Annotated in this window: 12 protein-coding genes and 1 pseudogene; 1 reads left to right on the top strand and 12 read right to left on the bottom strand. The window is 53.5% G+C overall.

The genetic code is table 11. The features are described 5' to 3' along the window. Nucleotides 1–19: 19 nt before the first annotated feature. Nucleotides 20–597, bottom strand: a pseudogene (locus tag BSK43_RS36085) (autoinducer binding domain-containing protein); the annotation flags it as partial. An 828-nt stretch (nucleotides 598–1425) separates the two neighbouring features. Here BSK43_RS36085 and BSK43_RS01050 point away from each other — a divergent pair. Next, nucleotides 1426–1626 carry a hypothetical protein gene (locus tag BSK43_RS01050; protein ID WP_136686641.1) on the top strand — a complete coding sequence of 67 codons (201 nt, stop codon included), beginning with the start codon at nucleotides 1426–1428 and terminating at the stop codon, nucleotides 1624–1626. 263 nt (nucleotides 1627–1889) lie between these two features. On the opposite strand, the gene BSK43_RS01045 is transcribed toward BSK43_RS01050, so the two are convergent. From BSK43_RS01045 to BSK43_RS00995, 11 genes are all read right to left on the bottom strand, one after another. Continuing rightward, nucleotides 1890–2150 (bottom strand): PilZ domain-containing protein, encoded by a 261-nt coding sequence (locus tag BSK43_RS01045; protein WP_246662465.1) that lies wholly within the window; start codon nucleotides 2148–2150, stop codon nucleotides 1890–1892. A 66-nt stretch (nucleotides 2151–2216) separates the two neighbouring features. Beyond that, a complete protein-coding gene (locus BSK43_RS01040; protein WP_158008784.1) occupies nucleotides 2217–4289 on the bottom strand; it encodes a methyl-accepting chemotaxis protein in 2073 nt (690 codons plus the stop codon). A gap of 751 nt (nucleotides 4290–5040) precedes the next feature. Further along, a complete protein-coding gene (locus BSK43_RS01035; protein ID WP_244510101.1) occupies nucleotides 5041–6336 on the bottom strand; it encodes a DUF3422 domain-containing protein in 1296 nt (431 codons plus the stop codon). Then, nucleotides 6333–7601 (bottom strand): Glu/Leu/Phe/Val dehydrogenase, encoded by a 1269-nt coding sequence (locus BSK43_RS01030; protein WP_068396786.1) that lies wholly within the window; start codon nucleotides 7599–7601, stop codon nucleotides 6333–6335. Before BSK43_RS01030 ends, BSK43_RS01035 begins: the two co-directional genes overlap by 4 nt. 15 nt (nucleotides 7602–7616) lie before the next feature. Then, on the bottom strand, nucleotides 7617–8843 hold the full coding sequence (locus BSK43_RS01025; RefSeq protein ID WP_068396783.1) for a pyridoxal phosphate-dependent aminotransferase: 1227 nt from the start codon (nucleotides 8841–8843) through the stop codon (nucleotides 7617–7619). A gap of 9 nt (nucleotides 8844–8852) precedes the next feature. Continuing rightward, nucleotides 8853–10415 carry an aldehyde dehydrogenase family protein gene (locus BSK43_RS01020; RefSeq protein WP_068396780.1) on the bottom strand — a complete coding sequence of 521 codons (1563 nt, stop codon included), beginning with the start codon at nucleotides 10413–10415 and terminating at the stop codon, nucleotides 8853–8855. Nucleotides 10416–10435: 20 nt separating this feature from the next. Beyond that, nucleotides 10436–11473 carry a (Fe-S)-binding protein gene (locus BSK43_RS01015; protein ID WP_169055350.1) on the bottom strand — a complete coding sequence of 346 codons (1038 nt, stop codon included), beginning with the start codon at nucleotides 11471–11473 and terminating at the stop codon, nucleotides 10436–10438. A gap of 197 nt (nucleotides 11474–11670) precedes the next feature. Continuing rightward, nucleotides 11671–13434 (bottom strand): FAD-binding oxidoreductase, encoded by a 1764-nt coding sequence (locus BSK43_RS01010; RefSeq protein ID WP_136686637.1) that lies wholly within the window; start codon nucleotides 13432–13434, stop codon nucleotides 11671–11673. An 11-nt stretch (nucleotides 13435–13445) separates the two neighbouring features. Next, entirely contained in the window at nucleotides 13446–14861 is a 1416-nt protein-coding gene (locus tag BSK43_RS01005; RefSeq protein WP_068396774.1) for a VOC family protein, read from the bottom strand. A gap of 128 nt (nucleotides 14862–14989) precedes the next feature. Then, the gene (locus tag BSK43_RS01000; RefSeq protein WP_198929092.1) at nucleotides 14990–15886 is read right to left on the bottom strand and encodes a LysR family transcriptional regulator; all 897 of its coding nucleotides are present in this window, start codon (nucleotides 15884–15886) and stop codon (nucleotides 14990–14992) included. Nucleotides 15887–15896: 10 nt separating this feature from the next. After that, a complete protein-coding gene (locus tag BSK43_RS00995) occupies nucleotides 15897–17180 on the bottom strand; it encodes an FAD-binding oxidoreductase (protein WP_077472581.1) in 1284 nt (427 codons plus the stop codon). Between the last annotated feature and the right edge of the window lie 85 nt (nucleotides 17181–17265).

Here is a 17265-nt window from a genome sequence, read left to right as displayed (position 1 = left end):
GGCTATTTCATCGTTCGTTTTACCAAGAGCCGACCAGTAAAGGCACTCCTTCTCGCGCCGGCCTAGCTGCGGAACTGGATCATGTTCGCCGTGAAGTTCGAACACCGCTTTTCTATGGATCAGAAACGAAAGATCGAGCCACTCGTCGCTATACGTCTCTACCAGTTTGCTCCACTCGCCGGCGGACTTCCTGGAATTCAGGGAGAAGAGAGCGCGTCGCTTCTTGTCGACAATGGGAATGGAATATCCGTTGGCTCCAACACCATGTTCCTGGGCGTCGAGCAGAAAGTCATGGGCCGCCTGTGGAACCTCGACCTCGCGCCAATCGAAAGGCATTTGCCGGATGAGACCTTCGCGGACGATCGGATCGACTTTCACGTATCCCCGCAGCAGGTATCGAGCAATCCAGGCATCGCGATAGGTCGTGCGAACATACGGAGTGTCGACCACGTCTGCGACGGTCAAAGCCAGATGGTAGGTGGCGAAGTCGATCCCGTACGCCGCTTCGAGTATTCGCAATGCATCATCAACCTTTAGCGCATTTTGTACTTCTCGAACCAGGTTTTGAAATCCGCTCCTTATTCGCAGTTTCCCCATTTAAGCTCCGGCAGACTTCGCTGTAAAACATTGACGTAGCAACGAAGGGCCTTCCGGCTCAATTGACGTTACATTCATGCATATCAATAGGCCAATTCGAGGTGCGGATTAGCATGGTTGGGTTTATACTAAAACAAACGACTCGGTACGTCGTATAAGGAGCGACCTGTTTTTGCACTGTGGACCCCACGCCGATATTGCTCCCGACCTACGTTCGCTGTGGTCTTCCGTAAAAGTAGGTGAGCAAATTCGGTGCTGAGCCTCAATCAAAAATTTCGACTGAGGTTTTTCCGTCTTGGAATGCTATGACGCACGGACTTCTCATCATGCGAATATTTTTAAAATCTGCATCGACGTTGAACTAGGTAGTGTAGCTTCAAGCCTGTTTTGGTTGACCTCGTGAAGTCTTTCAAACTCGATGAGGATGTGGAAAATTTGCTAGATCAAGTTGAATGTCTTCCGCAAAGAGCTAGCCCTTCGCCATGGTCAAAAAATATTTTTGACCATGCGGTCACCTGTCGCCGTGGCGATCGGCTTGATACTTTGAAAACCTCATCAACGCTGTGCTGATAAGAAGCTTCTTGACGTTGGCGTCTGTGCTTGCAAGGATGTCCTAGATATCATTCGTGCGGGCCCTCGCTTTGCCGATCTGCTTCAACAGATGCAGCTGCAGATTGGTGGCTTGCTGGACCTTCGCGCCTGGCGCGATCGCCGTGGTGACCGACCTACTTGATGCGTTCGGCGGGCTCCGATAGGCGGCGGCATTGAACAGCATAGGCTTGACGAGGGTTTCCTTGTCGTTTCCTTGCGGACGTTGTCGACCTGCTTGTGGGTGTGATTGCCCAGCGCGGTCATGTCGACCACGGCGGCGTCGGGCAATGCGATGACGCCCTTGCGCTCGATCTGGATCGACCAGAGCTGTTCTTTCTGGCCACGCATCGTTACACCCGGCGCGACCGCGGCGTCGATCTTGGCCTTATCGCATCCGCCGTCAGGAGATGTTGCGGCGTCCGGATACCGGCTTCCTGATCATCGATCCGACCGTTCACATCTTGCGCGCCTCGTATGTCAGACCGTCGACAAAACTCTGCACGCTGGTCCTCAGCAAGTGGCATGACGAACAGCAGAACCTTGGTGACTATACGCAGACGTTGCAAAGAACGATTGATGAGGGACGTTCCGCACTCCAGATGCTGAGGAAACCGGGCATTCCCGCCAGATTGCCCTCCGGGATGGAGAGCGGACAAACCGGGACGCCCCATGGCGTTTGACTGCGGCGGCGGGCGCTGTGGTCAAGCCGCAAAATTCGACATAAACTGAACGCCGACCGCATTGATCCGCCGCCACCTCACCCTGCACAGAAAGCTGCGTCCGTCGGAAATGCGCAGCACAAAGACCTCAGGAACAGCGATCGCGTTTTCAACCGCCAGTCGTGCGCCAGTCGCCGAAATATCCTTTACCAAGCAATCTAGAGTCGAAGTGCCAAGTCCAAGCACAATCGACGCTCCGAGGAAAGCCCTTGATCGCAAAGCTTGGCGCTTTATCATTTCCATGCTCGACATCCTTTCACCCCGGAGATGGCGAAAATGTCGCCGTATCATTGATGAATTTCAGATAGATCAGGCCGCTGTAAGTCTTCTCACTGAAACGACGGGGTTATCTTTATCGAGATGAAATTGGCGAAGTAATTCTGTCAGAATGGCCGCCTCTTGGGCGAGGCCGTGGCTGGCGGCAGTCTGCTCCTCGACCATTGCAGCATTTTGCTGAGTTCCTTGGTCCATGGCATTTACTGCCTTGTTGATCTCCTGTAACCCCGACGATTGCTCTCGAGCAGATGTCACGATCGCGTCTACGTGGCTGCTGATTTTCTGGACATCGCTGACGATGACCTGCAGTGCCTGACCCGTCTCGTTCACCAAGCTAACACCGTTTCGGACTTGCTCGCCCGATGTGGTGATCAGGGCCTTGATTTCCTTCGCTGCGTTCGCGGACCTTTGGGCAAGTTCGCGGACTTCCTGAGCGACAACTGCAAATCCCTTTCCTGCCTCGCCGGCTCGGGCGGCTTCTACGCCTGCATTAAGAGCCAACAGGTTGGTTTGAAAGGCGATCTCGTCGATAACGCCAATTATGTTGGAAATTTCACCGGAAGATTTCTTAATTCCCTCCATAGCTCCGACTGCCTTTGAAACGATACCACCGGAATTCTCAGCGCCTTCACGGGCACGCGTCACTAAGTGGCCTACCTCTTCTGCACGTCGCGCACTATCCCTCACTGTAGTGGTAATTTCCTCAAGAGCGGCCGCCGTCTCTTCGACCGAAGCTGCTTGCTGCTCAGTACGGCGAGCCAAATTGTCAGCAGAGGCTCGAATTTCAGTTGCCCCGCTATCGATCGCCATCGCGTTGCGACCAACAGTTGCAAGCGTATCGTTTAGTTTCGCGATAGAAGTATTGAAGTCGACGCGTAAACGGTCCAGATCTCCTGGAAAAGGGGTAATGATGCTTGATACTAGGTCCCCGTCGGCGAGACGTCCGAGACCACCTGCCAAAGATTGTACGGCGATAGAAACCTGTTCAGTCTCATGCATCTTAAGTTCTTCGCGAACTCGCCGTTCCTGCTCTGTAGTCATCTTGGTGTCGTCGGCTTCTCGTGAGAGGCGCGCACGTTCGATCATATTATCTCGGAAGACGGCAACGGCCGCGGCCATTTGACCGATTTCGTCCTTCCTGTCCTTTCCTAGGATTTCAGAAGATACGTCTCCACCCGCCAATTTCCTCATGGCCAAGATAATCTGGCCGAGTGGCTTTCTGACAAAAAGGCGAATTGCGGTGTAGAGCGCGAGCATGAGGACTCCAACAACTACGGCTCCGCCAATGCCTAAAAGCCTTGTTAGATCCCAAACGGCACCAGTGATGGCGCTATGAGGTATATCAACAACCAGTGTCCAAGTTGCGTCTGTTCCTGGTATGGGAAAGCTATAGAAGAGGCGATCATAGTCTTCCGGCATAGAGTTATCATGGATATCGGTTATTGTGTTTACAGCACTTGATTTGGATTCCCTCGCTGAGAGATTGACATTATTTTCGTCGTAGCTGGCCAGAGTCATTTTTGCATTTGGTGCCACAAGCCATGTATTAGATTGAGATAGAAGAAGCACCCGACCTCCACCAAAAGGCCGAAGAGCTTGTAATTTCTCATTTAGCGTGGACAGCGAAATATCAATTCCAGCTATTCCAATCAATCGACCTTCAATAGAAACAGGATAAGTCAAGGATGTCATGATTGTATTGGTGCTTGTATCATTGAAAGGTGCAGTAATCGCTCCTCTGCCTGTCTTAGCTGATAGCGTCCACCATTCCGCCGAGTAGTCATTTTTGAATGTCATTTGCTCAATGCCGCCGCCGGCGTTTTTGAACCAAGAAACCACGAAAATGCCGTTCTCGTTTAAAAGCGCAGTCGGATCCTTGGACGGAATGAACTTGTCCGGCCCTTCACAGAACCAGGAGGTGAAAGCAAGATCGTTCATCTCAACATTTGCTTTTAGCAAATCTGTGATTGTTCTTCTGTCGAAAGACTGGCTATGTAGTCCGCGCGCCAGGACACCGGACATTGATCTTGTCGCGCTCGTAAGCTCTCCGATGCTACCGGCCACCTGATTTGCAATTGCCTTGGCCTCAGTTTCCGCCTGCTGCATGACAAGAGCTCGGACCGAATCTCTAACGTTAACAATCGCGTAAAGGTTCGACGCGACCAGTAGAAATAGGATCGCCAATGCTGCCGAAAGCATTAGTTTCGTAGAGATTGATTTGATCTGTACCATCGCAAAACCTGTACCAGAACTAAAACCACTTGAAAGATTTCAAGGAAGGTTTGAAATTGTATTTTGCCGTCATAGCAAAATCGCAAGGTCGATGAGCACTGGAGATAGCGCTCGGCAATTGCGATTTTCTTGGCTTAAAGTTAATTTATTCTTGTTTTTGCGCGGTCTAGGTCATGAGATCTATGAATGATTCGAAAAGTTTAGAATCAATTTGATTGCTATCTTTGGTTGCAGTGCTCAGTTAGGCCACTTAACACGTGATCCTGATTCTCGATATGGCTGGATGGCATTCTTCGGCAGAGGTGATCCTGTAGGAAAACATCACTTTGATGTTCGCGCCGCTGCGCTACCCCCGAAACAGATCCTGCAGAAATGTCGGCAGTTCATGATTGACCCTTTGGCTGTCAAACCAGCTCTTCACATTCTATGACGGCATTCTTGACGACTGCTGCGAGCTTGAAGCGAGCTCATCGATTAACCGCGGAAAATCGCCCCAATCGTAGTGCGCGATTGGCCATATCCATTCTGATCGACGCCGGTTGATATGAAAGTTGCAATGAGCTGAAGGCTAATTTAGGACTCGTTCACCTGATCGCCCCATCGGCATTGCTCTCCATCGAAACCCTCAATTATCTGAGCTTTTAACCCTGCCACTTAGCGACAAGCGGACCCGTCGCCCAATCAGCCAGACGACTATGATAATCAATGGAATTAAGGTTGGGAAAGCACTTTTAATCCAGTGTCCAGAAGGATAAATTTCAACTATTCCTTCGAAAAAAGTCTTTAATATGCCCAGGGCGTAGTAACTTATGGCGATGATTGAAAACCCTTCGACTGCCTGTTGTAGTCGAGTTTGAATAGCAACACGGCGCTCCATAGATTCCAGCAGTTGGGCATTTTGCTGCTCTAGCTCGACCTGAACGGATGTCCGCAGCAACTCACTGGCTCTTGCAATCCGCATCGCCGTATTTTCCACTCGCTTGTCCGCCTGCTCACAAGATCGAATGGCTGGACGGAACCGGCGATCGATGAAAACCCCAATGCGTTGATGCCCCTCAATGCGCTCTTCGCGAAGTTCTTCAAGGCGCCTGAACACCAATTCCGCGTAGGCCGCGGTGGCGCTGAACCTCTCGCGAGTAGTGATCGACAAATGTAGCAGGCTGGCGGACAATTTTGCCAAGTCCGCAAGAAGGATGTCCTGCTTGCGATCAGGCAAGCCCAGTAGATCCATTATGTCGCGGAGGCCGTTCTCGTACTCGACACATTGCAAGAATGCAGATTGAGAAAGCGGCAGTGAAAGCAAAGCCATCATTCTGTAGTTCTCGATCTCTAGCAATCGCCGGACCATCCGACCCGTTCGATATGCATTCAATCGGCGATTTAGCAGGATCATCCGGGTCGATCCGTTGTCCCCCATCCGGAAGGTCGACCAAACCTCGGCATCCCCTCCTCCGACAGAGGACGCCACCATGTCTTCACTGTCCACCAACTGTTGAGCTGCCGGGTTATTGTCGAAAGGGCAGACGAACACTTCGACGGCGGCGATGCGTTGACCGGGCATAAGATCGGTCAATTCTCGCCAGAGCGGGTCTGGCGTTGGATGCGTATCGGGATTTCCATCCCATGCCACGACGTGCGTTGCAGAGACGAATTCCGTGTGCATTTCCCACTTTATCTTCCCGTTCGGCGTCATCGCGATGCCGCTCTTGCCGTCACGTGTTCGGTTAGCATCCAGAGCGAGAATTTTTTCTGGAATCTGAATCGACGAGGCTTTTACATAAAATGCCTCGTGCCATACAAAGGCTGGTGCCTCAAAGTACAACGACGGGCGAGAATGAAGTTCGTTGTGCAGCTGACGGCGTAGTGGGTGGTCCAGCTGCATGGATGTGCCGTTCGTGTCTTGTGTCGGCAGAGATGTCATGGGAAAAGCCCGCGCGTTTTCTTGGCGCGCATAACTTTCTCAACCCCGATCGCCAGTGCTGCGCTGCGATGGGAGATGTTGTCGGCTTTTGCCCTCCGCAGCACCTGCTGATATGAATGTTGAAGTGTCTTATAAAGCCGGTCCATCACTTCAGCTTCCGTCCAAAAGAACTGCTGAAGACCTTGAACCCATTCAAAGTAAGACACTATCACGCCGCCTGCGTTGCATAGGATATCTGGAATGACGAAAATCTCGTCGCGTCGTTGCTCCAGAATATGATCGGCCTCCGGTGTCGTCGGCCCATTAGCACCTTCGGCCAGAATCCTGCATCGAAGACTCCCCGCATTATCAGCGGTGATGACGCGCTCCATCGCGGCTGGCACCAGAATATCGCACGTCTGCACAAGAAGATCCTGGGGATCGATCATCGACTCGTTTGAAAATCCTCGTAGGACCCGAAACTCGCGAACGTGTCGTTCGAGGGCCTCGATATCGAAGCCGCGTGTATCAAAATAGGCTGCAGTATGGTCGCTCACGCCGATAATCTTGACGCCCTGGCTGGCGAGGGTTGAGGCCGCAACCGACCCCACATTGCCAAACCCCTGCACAATTGCAGTGGCACCTGACGCGGAGAGACCAATGTTCTCCATTGCGCGCGCAACCAGATATGCGACGCCGCGGCCTGTTGCCTCACGACGTCCAAGGGTTCCACCGGTTTCGACCGGCTTGCCTGTCACGATTTCACTTACAGTCTTGCCCTGATACGAGGAATACGTATCCATGAACCATGCCATGACCTGTTCGTTCGTCCCCATATCCGGTGCCATGACATCCGTATGAGGGCCAACAAAGGGTATCATTTCCTGCATATAGCGGCGTGACAAAGCTTCGAGTTCGCGCGAGGACAATGAATTGGGGTCGACAGAAACACCGCCCTTAGCCCCACCATAGGGAAGCCCTGCAAGAGCGCATTTCCAGCTCATCCATATCGCAAGTGCTGCTACCTCACCGATATCGACACTCGCTGCGAACCGTGTTCCGCCCTTCGTTGGTCCTAGGGTAAGATGATGCTGAACCCTATACCCTTGAAACACAGCAGTCGTGCCGTCGTCCCGATGGATAGGGCAGGAGACAACCAAGGCACGCTTGGGCATAAAGATTCTTGGGCGATCGTCAGAAGGAATGGCCAGATGATCGGCCACTGTTTGAAACTGCTGGGCAGCCATTTCAAAAACTTCGCCACTATAGGTGGTAGAACTTTGCATGATTATTGTCCAGAATTACGAAAGTTGCGCGGTTGCGTTTGCGATGCGTCTGCACGCGTCCTGAAGCTCTGCAAGCGACGTTGCGTAGGAAATCCGAAAATACGGCGCTAGGCCGAACGCCGTTCCGGGAACGACTGCAACTCCAACATTCCTTAGGAGATAATTTGCGAAATCACTGTCGCTCGCAATGATTTGTCCATCAGGCGCTCGTCTTCCAATAAGGCCTGCAACGCTGGAGAAGGTGTAGAACGCCCCCTCCGGAACGCGGCAGGTTATGCCTTGGATTTCGTTCAATGCGTTGACGACGAAATCCCGCCGTTGCTGGAAAGATCGTTTTCTCTCGGTCAGAATTTCCTGCGGGCCAGTCAATGCCTCCACAGCAGCGGCTTGGCTGACTGATGACGGGCAAGACGTTGACTGGCTTTGGACAACTGCCATCGATTTAATTAGTTCTGCCGGACCGCCAGCGTAGCCAATTCGCCATCCGGTCATCGCATAGGCTTTGGACACGCCATTGATGGTCAAAGTTCGGTCCCGAAGCCGTGGTTCGATAGCGACCGGCGTGACGAAGTTGAAGTCGTCATAAACAATATGCTCGTACATATCGTCGACCATCAGCCAGACCTGGGGATGGCCAAGAAGCACGTCAAGAATCGGGCGATATTGGCTTTCCGAATAAGCCGCCCCAGAGGGATTGGAAGGTGAATTTAACATAAGCCAACGCGTTTTGGGTGTGATCGCGGCTTCCAAATCCTCGGCAGACAAACGAAAACCATTTTTTTCGCTGCAGGGGACCAGCACCGGCCTGCCGCCGGCAATCAGCACGATGTCGGCGTAGCTCACCCAAAATGGTGTAGGGATAACGACTTCATCTCCAGGGTTCAAAGTCGCCATCATTGCGTTGTAGATGACCTGTTTGGCGCCGGCCGAAACGGTGATTTCACTCTGGTCGAATTCCAAAGCATTTTCTTTGCTAAACTTGTGGCGGATAGCCGCCTTGAGCTCTGCCGTGCCATCGAGAGCGGTATATTTGGTTTGGCCGGCGGCAATCGCCCGGATCGCCGCCTCCTTGATGTTGTCAGGGGTATCGAAATCGGGCTCGCCTGCACCAAGAATAATGACATCGCGTCCTTGGCGTTTTAGCTCATTTGCAAGTCCGGTGATTTTCAGGATTTCCGAAACACCGATTTGTGCCAATCGTTCTGCCGGCCTCGGTACGGGAATAATGGCTGCGTTATCCATTGCCGCCTCTCACTCGACGTCGAACTTTACACCCTGCGCAAGTGGCAAGGTGCGACCGTAATTGATCGTGTTGGTGGCTCGGCGCATATAGGCCTTCCAGGAGTCCGATCCGGATTCGCGACCGCCGCCGGTCTCTTTCTCTCCACCGAACGCACCACCGATTTCCGCTCCCGACGGACCAATGTTGACATTGGCAATTCCGCAATCGGAACCCCTCGCCGAAATGAACAGTTCCGCCTCACGGACGTCGTTTGTGAAGATCGATGACGAGAGGCCCTGGGGTACGGCATTGTGCAATGCAAGGACTTCATTGAAATCGTAATACTTCATGACGTATAGAATTGGGGCGAAGGTTTCGTCCTCAACAGGTCCTTCCTGCTGTGGCATCTCGACCAAAGCTGGTTGAACATAGTATGCGTCGGCATTGCCGACATCTTGCCGTTCGCCACCTGTTACGGCTCCTCCAGCGGACTTCGCTGCATTGAGGGCCGATTGCATTGCGTCGAACGCCCCCTTGTCGATTAGCGGGCCGACGAGATTGCCGTCCAATGGATTGCCAACCGGGACGGACGTGAAAGCCTTCTTGAGACGTTCAACTAGGCTATCGTACACGTCCTCGTGCACAAACAGACGTCGAAGACTTGTGCAACGCTGTCCCGCAGTTCCCATCGCTGCAAATGCAACGCCGCGCAATGTCAGATCAAGATCGGCCGTGGGTGTAACGATGGCAGCATTGTTGCCACCCAGTTCGAGGATGGCGCGGGCGAAGCGTTGAGCAAGCTTGGGACCGACCGTGCGTCCCATTGCCGTAGATCCCGTGGCTGAGACGAGCGGCACCTTGTGGTCGGTGACGAGAATTTCGCCGACTTCCCGGTTGCCGAAAAGAATTTGCGACAAGCCTTCCGGTGCCTCGCTGCCTCCCACGTTGAAGCGTTCCAACGCACGATTGAAGATCGCCTCGGTTGCCAACGCGGTTAACATCGTTTTTTCCGACGGTTTCCAAACGACGCTGTTCCCGCAGACGATAGCGAGAGCCGCATTCCATGCCCATACCGCGACTGGAAAGTTGAAGGCGCTGATGATGCCGATAACGCCAAGCGGATGCCACGTCTCCATCATACGATGCTCGGCTCTTTCGGTCGCAATAGTCAGGCCATACAATTGACGGGAAAGACCGACTGCGAAATCGCAGATATCGATCATCTCCTGGACCTCGCCCAGACCTTCTGAGGTGATCTTGCCGACCTCTATCGAAACCAGGCGGCCGAGAGCGCTTTTGTTTGCTCGTAGCTCGTCGCCGAGTAGACGGATCAGTTCGCCTCGTCTTGGCGCAGGGACGTTTCTCCACGCGAGAAAGGCTTCATGTGCCCTGTTCACCCGGTTGGATGCGTCCGCGACCGTAATCTTCCTGACGTTGCCAAGCGTCTCGCCCGTAATAGGCGAACGAGTGCGAATTTCACCGGCTGCGTAAGCATCTGGCGCAACCCCAAGCTCCGTAAGAAGTTGCTCGGTTTCCGTTTTCAGAGATAAAATCGAACCGACTCTTGGCTGATGGTCGAGACCCGTGGACATATGCGTTCCTTCCGTTCTTTTCAGATTGCGACTAAGTTGTTGTTCATATTGCACGCGATGATGCACCGCTGGTCAGGCATATCTTTCAATACGCGCAGCAGAGCCTGAACCGGGTGCTGGGGCTTTGTTTTCGTGATACGCTCGGTCTGGCAGCGGCATGAGAAACCGGTCATCAACGGGATATCTCCGCTACCGTCGCCCAGTTTGCGTGCCCAACTCATTTGGAACAATTCGTCAGACATCCCCGCATGCTCGATCTCATGCCCGAACATTCCGGCCATGCCGCAGCACCCGGTCGCAATGGTTTGGGCCGTCATGCCAAACGTTTTGAGCACACTGGTCCAAAGGCTGGAGGTGGCAGGCTTGGAAGTCTTTTCCATGCAGTGAAGAAAAAGCGCGTAGCGCGAATTCGGACCATCGATCACCTTAGGGGCAATCGCCCCTGACCGGATTTCCTGATGAAGAAATTCCTCGATCGACAGTACGGATCGATCCAGAGCGACGTCTGGACGGAATGCCTTGTATTCGTGATCCTGCATCAGGGTCGTGACAGGCTCGATGCCGACAACCGGAACGCCCGTCTTGATCAATTGGCTCTGGTGTGCAACCGCAGCACGGGCAATCTTTTCAAAGACGTCGAGCTTGCCAAGAACATGCGCGGCTTTTCCGTTCGACTTTGGAGCTGCGCGCCAGACCGTATATCCTAGTTGACCAAGCAGGTCCACGGTTGCGTCCACGACCTTCCCATCGAAGGTGCTCGTGAATGTGTCCTCCAATAGGATAACCGTTCGGGCTTTGTCGTCGGCAGACAAGGCGGTTAGGCGCGTGAGGTCTCGCGGGCCTAGTGGTTTCGAGTGACTGGCAGGACGAATTCGTGGCAGATCGATAAGACCGATTAGCCTATCCGCGCCGATACTTGAAAATATTGACTGTGCGGCATTGGCCACGAATGGTAGCCGCCTGGCAATTTGAAACGCGCTTTCGCTGTGTGCAACGATGATGTGGCGAAGCGGACGTCTTCGATCCGCATAGTAGCGATGAAGGAATGTCGACTTCATCGCGGGTATATCGACCTTGATCGGACACTGGCTCGAACAGGCCTTGCATGAAAGGCACGTCGAAAAGCTGGCATGCAGCGCCTGTTCAATCGCTGGTAGATCGGTATTGGATTCGCCGTGCCGTTTAATCGATTCCAGGCGAGCCCATTCTCGAAGCAAAGCCGCCCTGCCCTTCGGCGACTGACTGCGATCACGTGTCACCTTATAGGAAGGACACATCGGATCGGCCTTGTCCCAGTTGAAGCAGGCTCCATTGCCGTTGCAGGCAACCGCGCGGTCATAGGTTTTTGCGAGATCGCTAGCAATCGATCGGTCGATTTGGCCACGTAGTGGCACGTTGTCGATCTTGTCGATTGTCTCTCCATCCGGAGCGCAAGCTTGCCGGGATTGAACAGGTTCAGGGGATCGAATGCACCCTTGATTTTGCAAAGCTCGCGATAAAGGACTGGACCAAAGAAGAACGGGGAATACTCACCCCGAAAACCGCGTCCGTGTTCGCCCCAGAGCAATCCGCCATATTTTTTTGCAAGTTTCGCGACTTCATCGCTTATCGGGCGGATCAGAGCGGCATCACCCTTATCCCGCATGTTCAGCGCGGGGCGAACATGCAGGCAGCCCACATCGGCATGGCCATACATACCGTACGTCACCCCATGAGCATCAAGGATTTCGCGGAACTCTCTGACAAAGCCTGGCAGCCTTTCCGGAGGTACTGCTGCGTCTTCTACGAACGCCGTTCCCTGTTTGGTCGGCGAAAGGCGGCCCAGCAAGCCTACCGACTTTTCCCGAAGGGACCATAGCTCCGATATAAGATGAGGGTCAGTGACGATCGTCCAGTCGATGAATTCGTTCTGCCCACCGTTGAGCAGATCGACGAGCCGATCCAATTGCGCAGACAGCTGCATCTCGTCATCGGCAAGGAACTCAACGAAATTCAGGCCCCCAACTTTTACCGAAGAGCCTTTTCCCAAAACACTCTCGATTGAATTCCACACCGGATCTTGTTGAGCAAGAGAGAGAACTTTGTCGTCGATAATCTCCACGGCGGACGGATTGGCTTTAAGAAGATGTTGCACATCTTCAAGAGCGGTCTGGAAATGTTCATATCGGATCGGAACCAGCGCGCGCAAAGCTGGGCGCTTAAGGATCTTGAGCGTGATCGACGTGGTAATCGCGAGCGTGCCCTCTGACCCTGCCAGCAGGTACGACAAACGAATCCTGTTGTCCGCACCTACAATATTCTTCAGGTTGTAGCCGGTGAGGCCGCGGTTCATTTGAGGAAATGTCTTATCGATTTCAGCGGCATTCTGCGCAACGACGCGCAGCACTTCGCAATATGCATGCCCAATCAGATTTTCCTGCTTGGCAATTTCTGTCGCCTCCGCGAAATCAAGCGTCTTGATGGTCGATACCGAGCCATCTGAGAGGACGACCTGCATGGATTCGATGTAGTCGGACGTCTTACCAAAAATTCTGGATCCTTTTCCGGACGCGTCTGTCGCAACCATTCCACCAATTGTGGCTCGCGAGGCGGTGGAAACGGTGGGAGGAAAGAAATAGCCGTGTGGCTCGAGAAACTGGTTCAGCTGGCTGAGCACGACACCGGGTTGAACGGTGACGGAACCAGCAGAAATATCGAGCTCTTCGATCTGGTTCATATGCCGAGACGTATCAATAAGTACGCCCGTGTTTAGGGACTGTCCGTTCGTACCTGTTCCACCGCCACGGGCGGTAACCGTAATCTTCAAGGCATGCGCCTGCTTAACGACCGTCGAAATGTCATGTGCATTCTTTGGAAAGATGACCGCTGCGGGGCGAACCTGATAGATACTGTTGTCGGTCGAAAACACTGTGCGGGACCCGGCGTCGCCTGCCACATCGCCGGAAAACTCGGAACGCGAGAGAGAGGATAGAAGCTGTTCGATGGGCATGCTGTTACCGGTTCTCTCGCGCTCCCGCATATGTGTGATCCTTATGACGCCGACCGATGAGCCAACTCGGGATGCCCGAGAGCTTCAAAAGTCTGGTCGAGAGAACGCTGCTCGGCATGTGCATAGAGGTCGAGTTCATCCTGAACTGCCGATCCAAGGGCATTTTCAAAGGCCGAGCGGTTGGAGCGTTCCGAGTAGTTCTGCTGTGCATCTGTCCCGAGATTGGACTGAAAGATTCCCGCAGCGCTTACGGGCAGAAAATCTTCGTACACGATGGGATCGAAACGCACGTACCCTGCGTCTACCAACTCTCCGACGGTCGCCGGTAGCTGAAACCGCGAGGCGGCATACAGGCCTTTTTCAGTTGCGGAATAGCGGAAGAACGCAAGTTTTTCTTTCCTGAGTTCATCCCAGTCGTCTGGGAATTTTCCAAAGGTCTCGATGAGTTTGCTATCGTAATCGCCGGAATTTCCGCCACTGGAACCGACCTGTACGTCGTTGCGAACTGAGGCCAGCAAGTCGTCATAGAGCCTGCGCCCTTTGGCTGTCAGTGCAACGCCTCTCTGCTCGATCTCGCCGAAACGCGCTGTGTGAGTTCCCAGCTCGTTATCCGCCGCGAAATCCTCAAATTTTATGGTCTCCTCAAGGGCTTTGAAGCTGGTCTGGCGCAGCAGGATGGCGCATTTCCTCTTGGGCGGTCCCTCTATCACCGCCTTGGGAGAAATGCCTCGCGTGGGCATTCCTGCCTGAACGGCGTCGATGTCCAACGTTCGCGGCGTCAGGTGATTAATGTGAGGACCTTTAAAGCTGACGACGTCTGCGACCAGTCGGTGGGCATCATGCAGCCGGCTGTATATGTCGCGTGTCACCGTTGCGTCGCCATGCCAACGAAATGTCTCCAACACTTCTTCCACGAAGTTATTGGCGTCGCTATGAAAAAGCCCACCCTCTTTCTCGGCTTTGGAAACCAGTGCAAGTGCATGATCAGAGAATATCTTTCGGCGCGACAAGATCACGTCCGCTTGCTCGCGCAAGGCTTCGTCCTCGATGAGCTCAAGACGGAGTAGAGACGTAAAGACACGGAAGGGGTTGCGTCGCAGAGACTCGTCGTTCACTGGCCGGAATGCGGTCGAATGAACTGGAATGCCAGCCACCGACAAGTCGTAGTAGCCAACGGGATACATTCCCATAACGGCGAACACCCGACGAATATTGAAAAGTTCCCTTGGCGTCCCCAGACGGATCGCCCCATGGCGCTCTACGCTCAGGCGATCCAGTTCATCATTGCGCGTCAGCGCAGAAAGAAGAGCCGGCTCCTGCATCAGGGTCTCGCGATTTACCTCCTCCACAAGCTCCATTAGTGTTCCGTATTGCGGCACCTCGGCTCGATACATCTCTGACATCGCATGGGAGAAGCGATATCTAATCTCATCTTCAGGAACAAAATTATGCGACATTGTGGCCTCCTTGATCTGGATCGTTTCTATGCGCCGAGATCATCACATCGGAGATTAGTCGCGCTGTGCAGCTTGGAATTCAATCAAGCGATTGTTTAGATCTCATTCGAAAGTCGAATGACCAACGATCAGCGGTCAGACGCTGTCTGGGCCAGTATCCATTTCTTGAACGCTAGCAATGGTGGATGGGATGCCCGGTCGGATGGCCAAACAAGATAATAAGATTCGGTACTTTTCATTTGCACATCGAGTGCAAGTACGAGCGTTCCTTGGGCGAGCTCTTCTTCGATCAGGAATTTCGGCAACAAGGCAACGCCAACGCCGGCGATTGCCGCCTGGGCCGCGGTGGCAAATTGATCAAAAAGCATGCCATGAACGCTGTCAGGCTTCACTCCGTTCTGAACCATCCATCTTTCCCAGGCATCCGGGCGACTGGCGAGATGCAGAAGGGGAGCGTTTTTGAGATCAGACGGTTCTTCGAACTTGTATTGATTGAGGAGCCGTGGGCTGCAAGCCGGAACCACAATTTCGTAGCGAAGCATGACTAGCTCGCCACCGGGCCACTCTGCCCGCCCAAAATGGATGGCTGCATCCGCCGGTTCCAGCCTAAAATCGAATGTGCTGATTTTGGTTACGAGATTGACTGTAATGCCGGGATTGTTTGCCAGAAAATCTGGTATCCTCGGAGCCAACCAACGTGTGCCGAATGTGGGCAGAATAGCAAGGTTCAGTGTGCCGCCATAGGGGTTGGCTCTAAGATTGAGAGATGCGTTGCTGATCTTGCGGAGTGCGTCACGGATCTCACGGGCATAAGCCTCTCCGCCAATCGTCAGTCGGATCGTTTGCTTCTCCCGATGGAAAAGATCAACGCCGAGCTGTTCCTCAAGAGCAAGTATCTGGCGGCTGACCGCACTCTGAGTGAGATTGAGCTCTCTAGCGGCCGCGGTTACGCTTCCCGTTCGGGCAGCCGCTTCGAAGGCAGACAGCAGGGACAAAGAAGGAAGAAAGCGACGCGGTACCTGCAAACCGCCCTCCCTACAGTCTAACATCAGTAAAATGTGCAACCTGGGCACCGAGTTCGTAATATGCCTCTTTCAGAGCACGGAATGCCTGCGCTTTTGGTTCGGTCGTTGGCAAAGGCAGTTCATCATCGCTCATTTTGCCCGAAATGTAAGACGCAAGCACGCGGCCAAAAGTGGTTCCAGGTGCGATCCCCCGCCCATTGTATCCGCTAAATCCGATCACGTTTTCATCAAACTTGTGGAACCGAGGGACGGCATCCGATGTCATGCCAATGTGTCCGAACCAGGCGGACTCAAAATCCACCTCACCTAACTGAGGAAAGACTTTCTTTAAGGAGCGCCTGGCCCAAGCTTCATGAACAGAGTGGCCCGTATTTCGAAGCGCGCCAACACTTCCAAATATCAGGCGGCCGCTTTGGTCCATGCGAAAAGACGAAAGGATTTCCTTGGTATCCCAGCACCCTTCCCGATTGGGGAGGATCGTCTTGCGCAGGTTGTCCGAAAGCGGGGCAGTGGCAAAATTGAAATAGGGTAGATGGACTTGCTCGGCTCGGACAATTTTCCACGGACCTGTGGAGTAAGCATCTGTCGCAACGACCACCCATTTGGCCACGACTGATCCTTTTTTGGTTTTTACCAACCAACCGTCGCCCTGTCTCTGTGCTTCGATCACCGGGCTGTTGTGAAAGATCCTTGCGCCTGCGTTCATCGCTGCTTGCGCAAGGCCCCTGACATAGGCAAGTGGCTGAAGTGTTCCCGCTCGCGGGTCAAACAATGAGCCCGAATATGCACTTGAGCCAGTGCGCCGCGCTGTTTCCTCGGCATCGAGAATTCCAAGCGGCGCACCGCGCGAAACCCATTGTCTTTGCCGTTCTTGAATCTCCTGCACGCCGCCCTGACCAACAGCAAGATGCAGTGTTCCGTTTTTTTCCAGCTCGCACTGAATGTCATGGGCTTCGATGATGCTGCGAACGAGAGAGGGTGCCTCAGACAGAAGCTTGAGACATCTTTCCCCATACACAGGCCCAAGGACGCTAGGAATGTCATCCGGCATAACCCACATTCCACCGTTGATCAGGCCGACGTTTCTGCCAGATCCTCCAAAACCCAGGTCGAATGATTCCAGCACGACCGCGGAGATTCCTAACTGCGCAAGGTGAAGCGAAGTGGAAAGTCCCGTGAAACCTCCACCGACGATGACCACATCCGATTGAACCAAGTCGTTCAGTTCAGATGTGACTGGTGCGGGCGGAGCTGTCTTTTCCCAGAGGCCATGTGTTGTCGCGTTGCTGCTCATAAGGACCTCCGAAGTAAATTTACTACAGCTTCACGCTACCTGATCGCCTTGAAGTCCAAAAACCACGTTTCCTCCAGACATCATT

The sequence above is a fragment of the Rhizobium sp. P44RR-XXIV genome, assembly GCF_001999485.2.
In the GTDB taxonomy this organism is placed as follows: domain Bacteria; phylum Pseudomonadota; class Alphaproteobacteria; order Rhizobiales; family Rhizobiaceae; genus Rhizobium.
This window is presented reverse-complemented; position numbering and strand designations above follow the sequence as displayed.

Coding starts and splice junctions, on each gene's coding strand:
- BSK43_RS01045 (WP_246662465.1), bottom strand. CDS start 2,150: ATGGAAATGATAAAGCGCCAAGCTTTGCGATCAAGGGCTTTCCTCGGA.
- BSK43_RS01040 (WP_158008784.1), bottom strand. CDS start 4,289: ATGCAGCAGGCGGAAACTGAGGCCAAGGCAATTGCAAATCAGGTGGCC.
- BSK43_RS01035 (WP_244510101.1), bottom strand. CDS start 6,336: ATGACATCTCTGCCGACACAAGACACGAACGGCACATCCATGCAGCTG.
- BSK43_RS01030 (WP_068396786.1), bottom strand. CDS start 7,601: ATGCAAAGTTCTACCACCTATAGTGGCGAAGTTTTTGAAATGGCTGCC.
- BSK43_RS01025 (WP_068396783.1), bottom strand. CDS start 8,843: ATGGATAACGCAGCCATTATTCCCGTACCGAGGCCGGCAGAACGATTG.
- BSK43_RS01020 (WP_068396780.1), bottom strand. CDS start 10,415: ATGTCCACGGGTCTCGACCATCAGCCAAGAGTCGGTTCGATTTTATCT.
- BSK43_RS01015 (WP_169055350.1), bottom strand. CDS start 11,473: ATGAAGTCGACATTCCTTCATCGCTACTATGCGGATCGAAGACGTCCG.
- BSK43_RS01010 (WP_136686637.1), bottom strand. CDS start 13,434: ATGCGGGAGCGCGAGAGAACCGGTAACAGCATGCCCATCGAACAGCTT.
- BSK43_RS01005 (WP_068396774.1), bottom strand. CDS start 14,861: ATGTCGCATAATTTTGTTCCTGAAGATGAGATTAGATATCGCTTCTCC.
- BSK43_RS00995 (WP_077472581.1), bottom strand. CDS start 17,180: ATGAGCAGCAACGCGACAACACATGGCCTCTGGGAAAAGACAGCTCCG.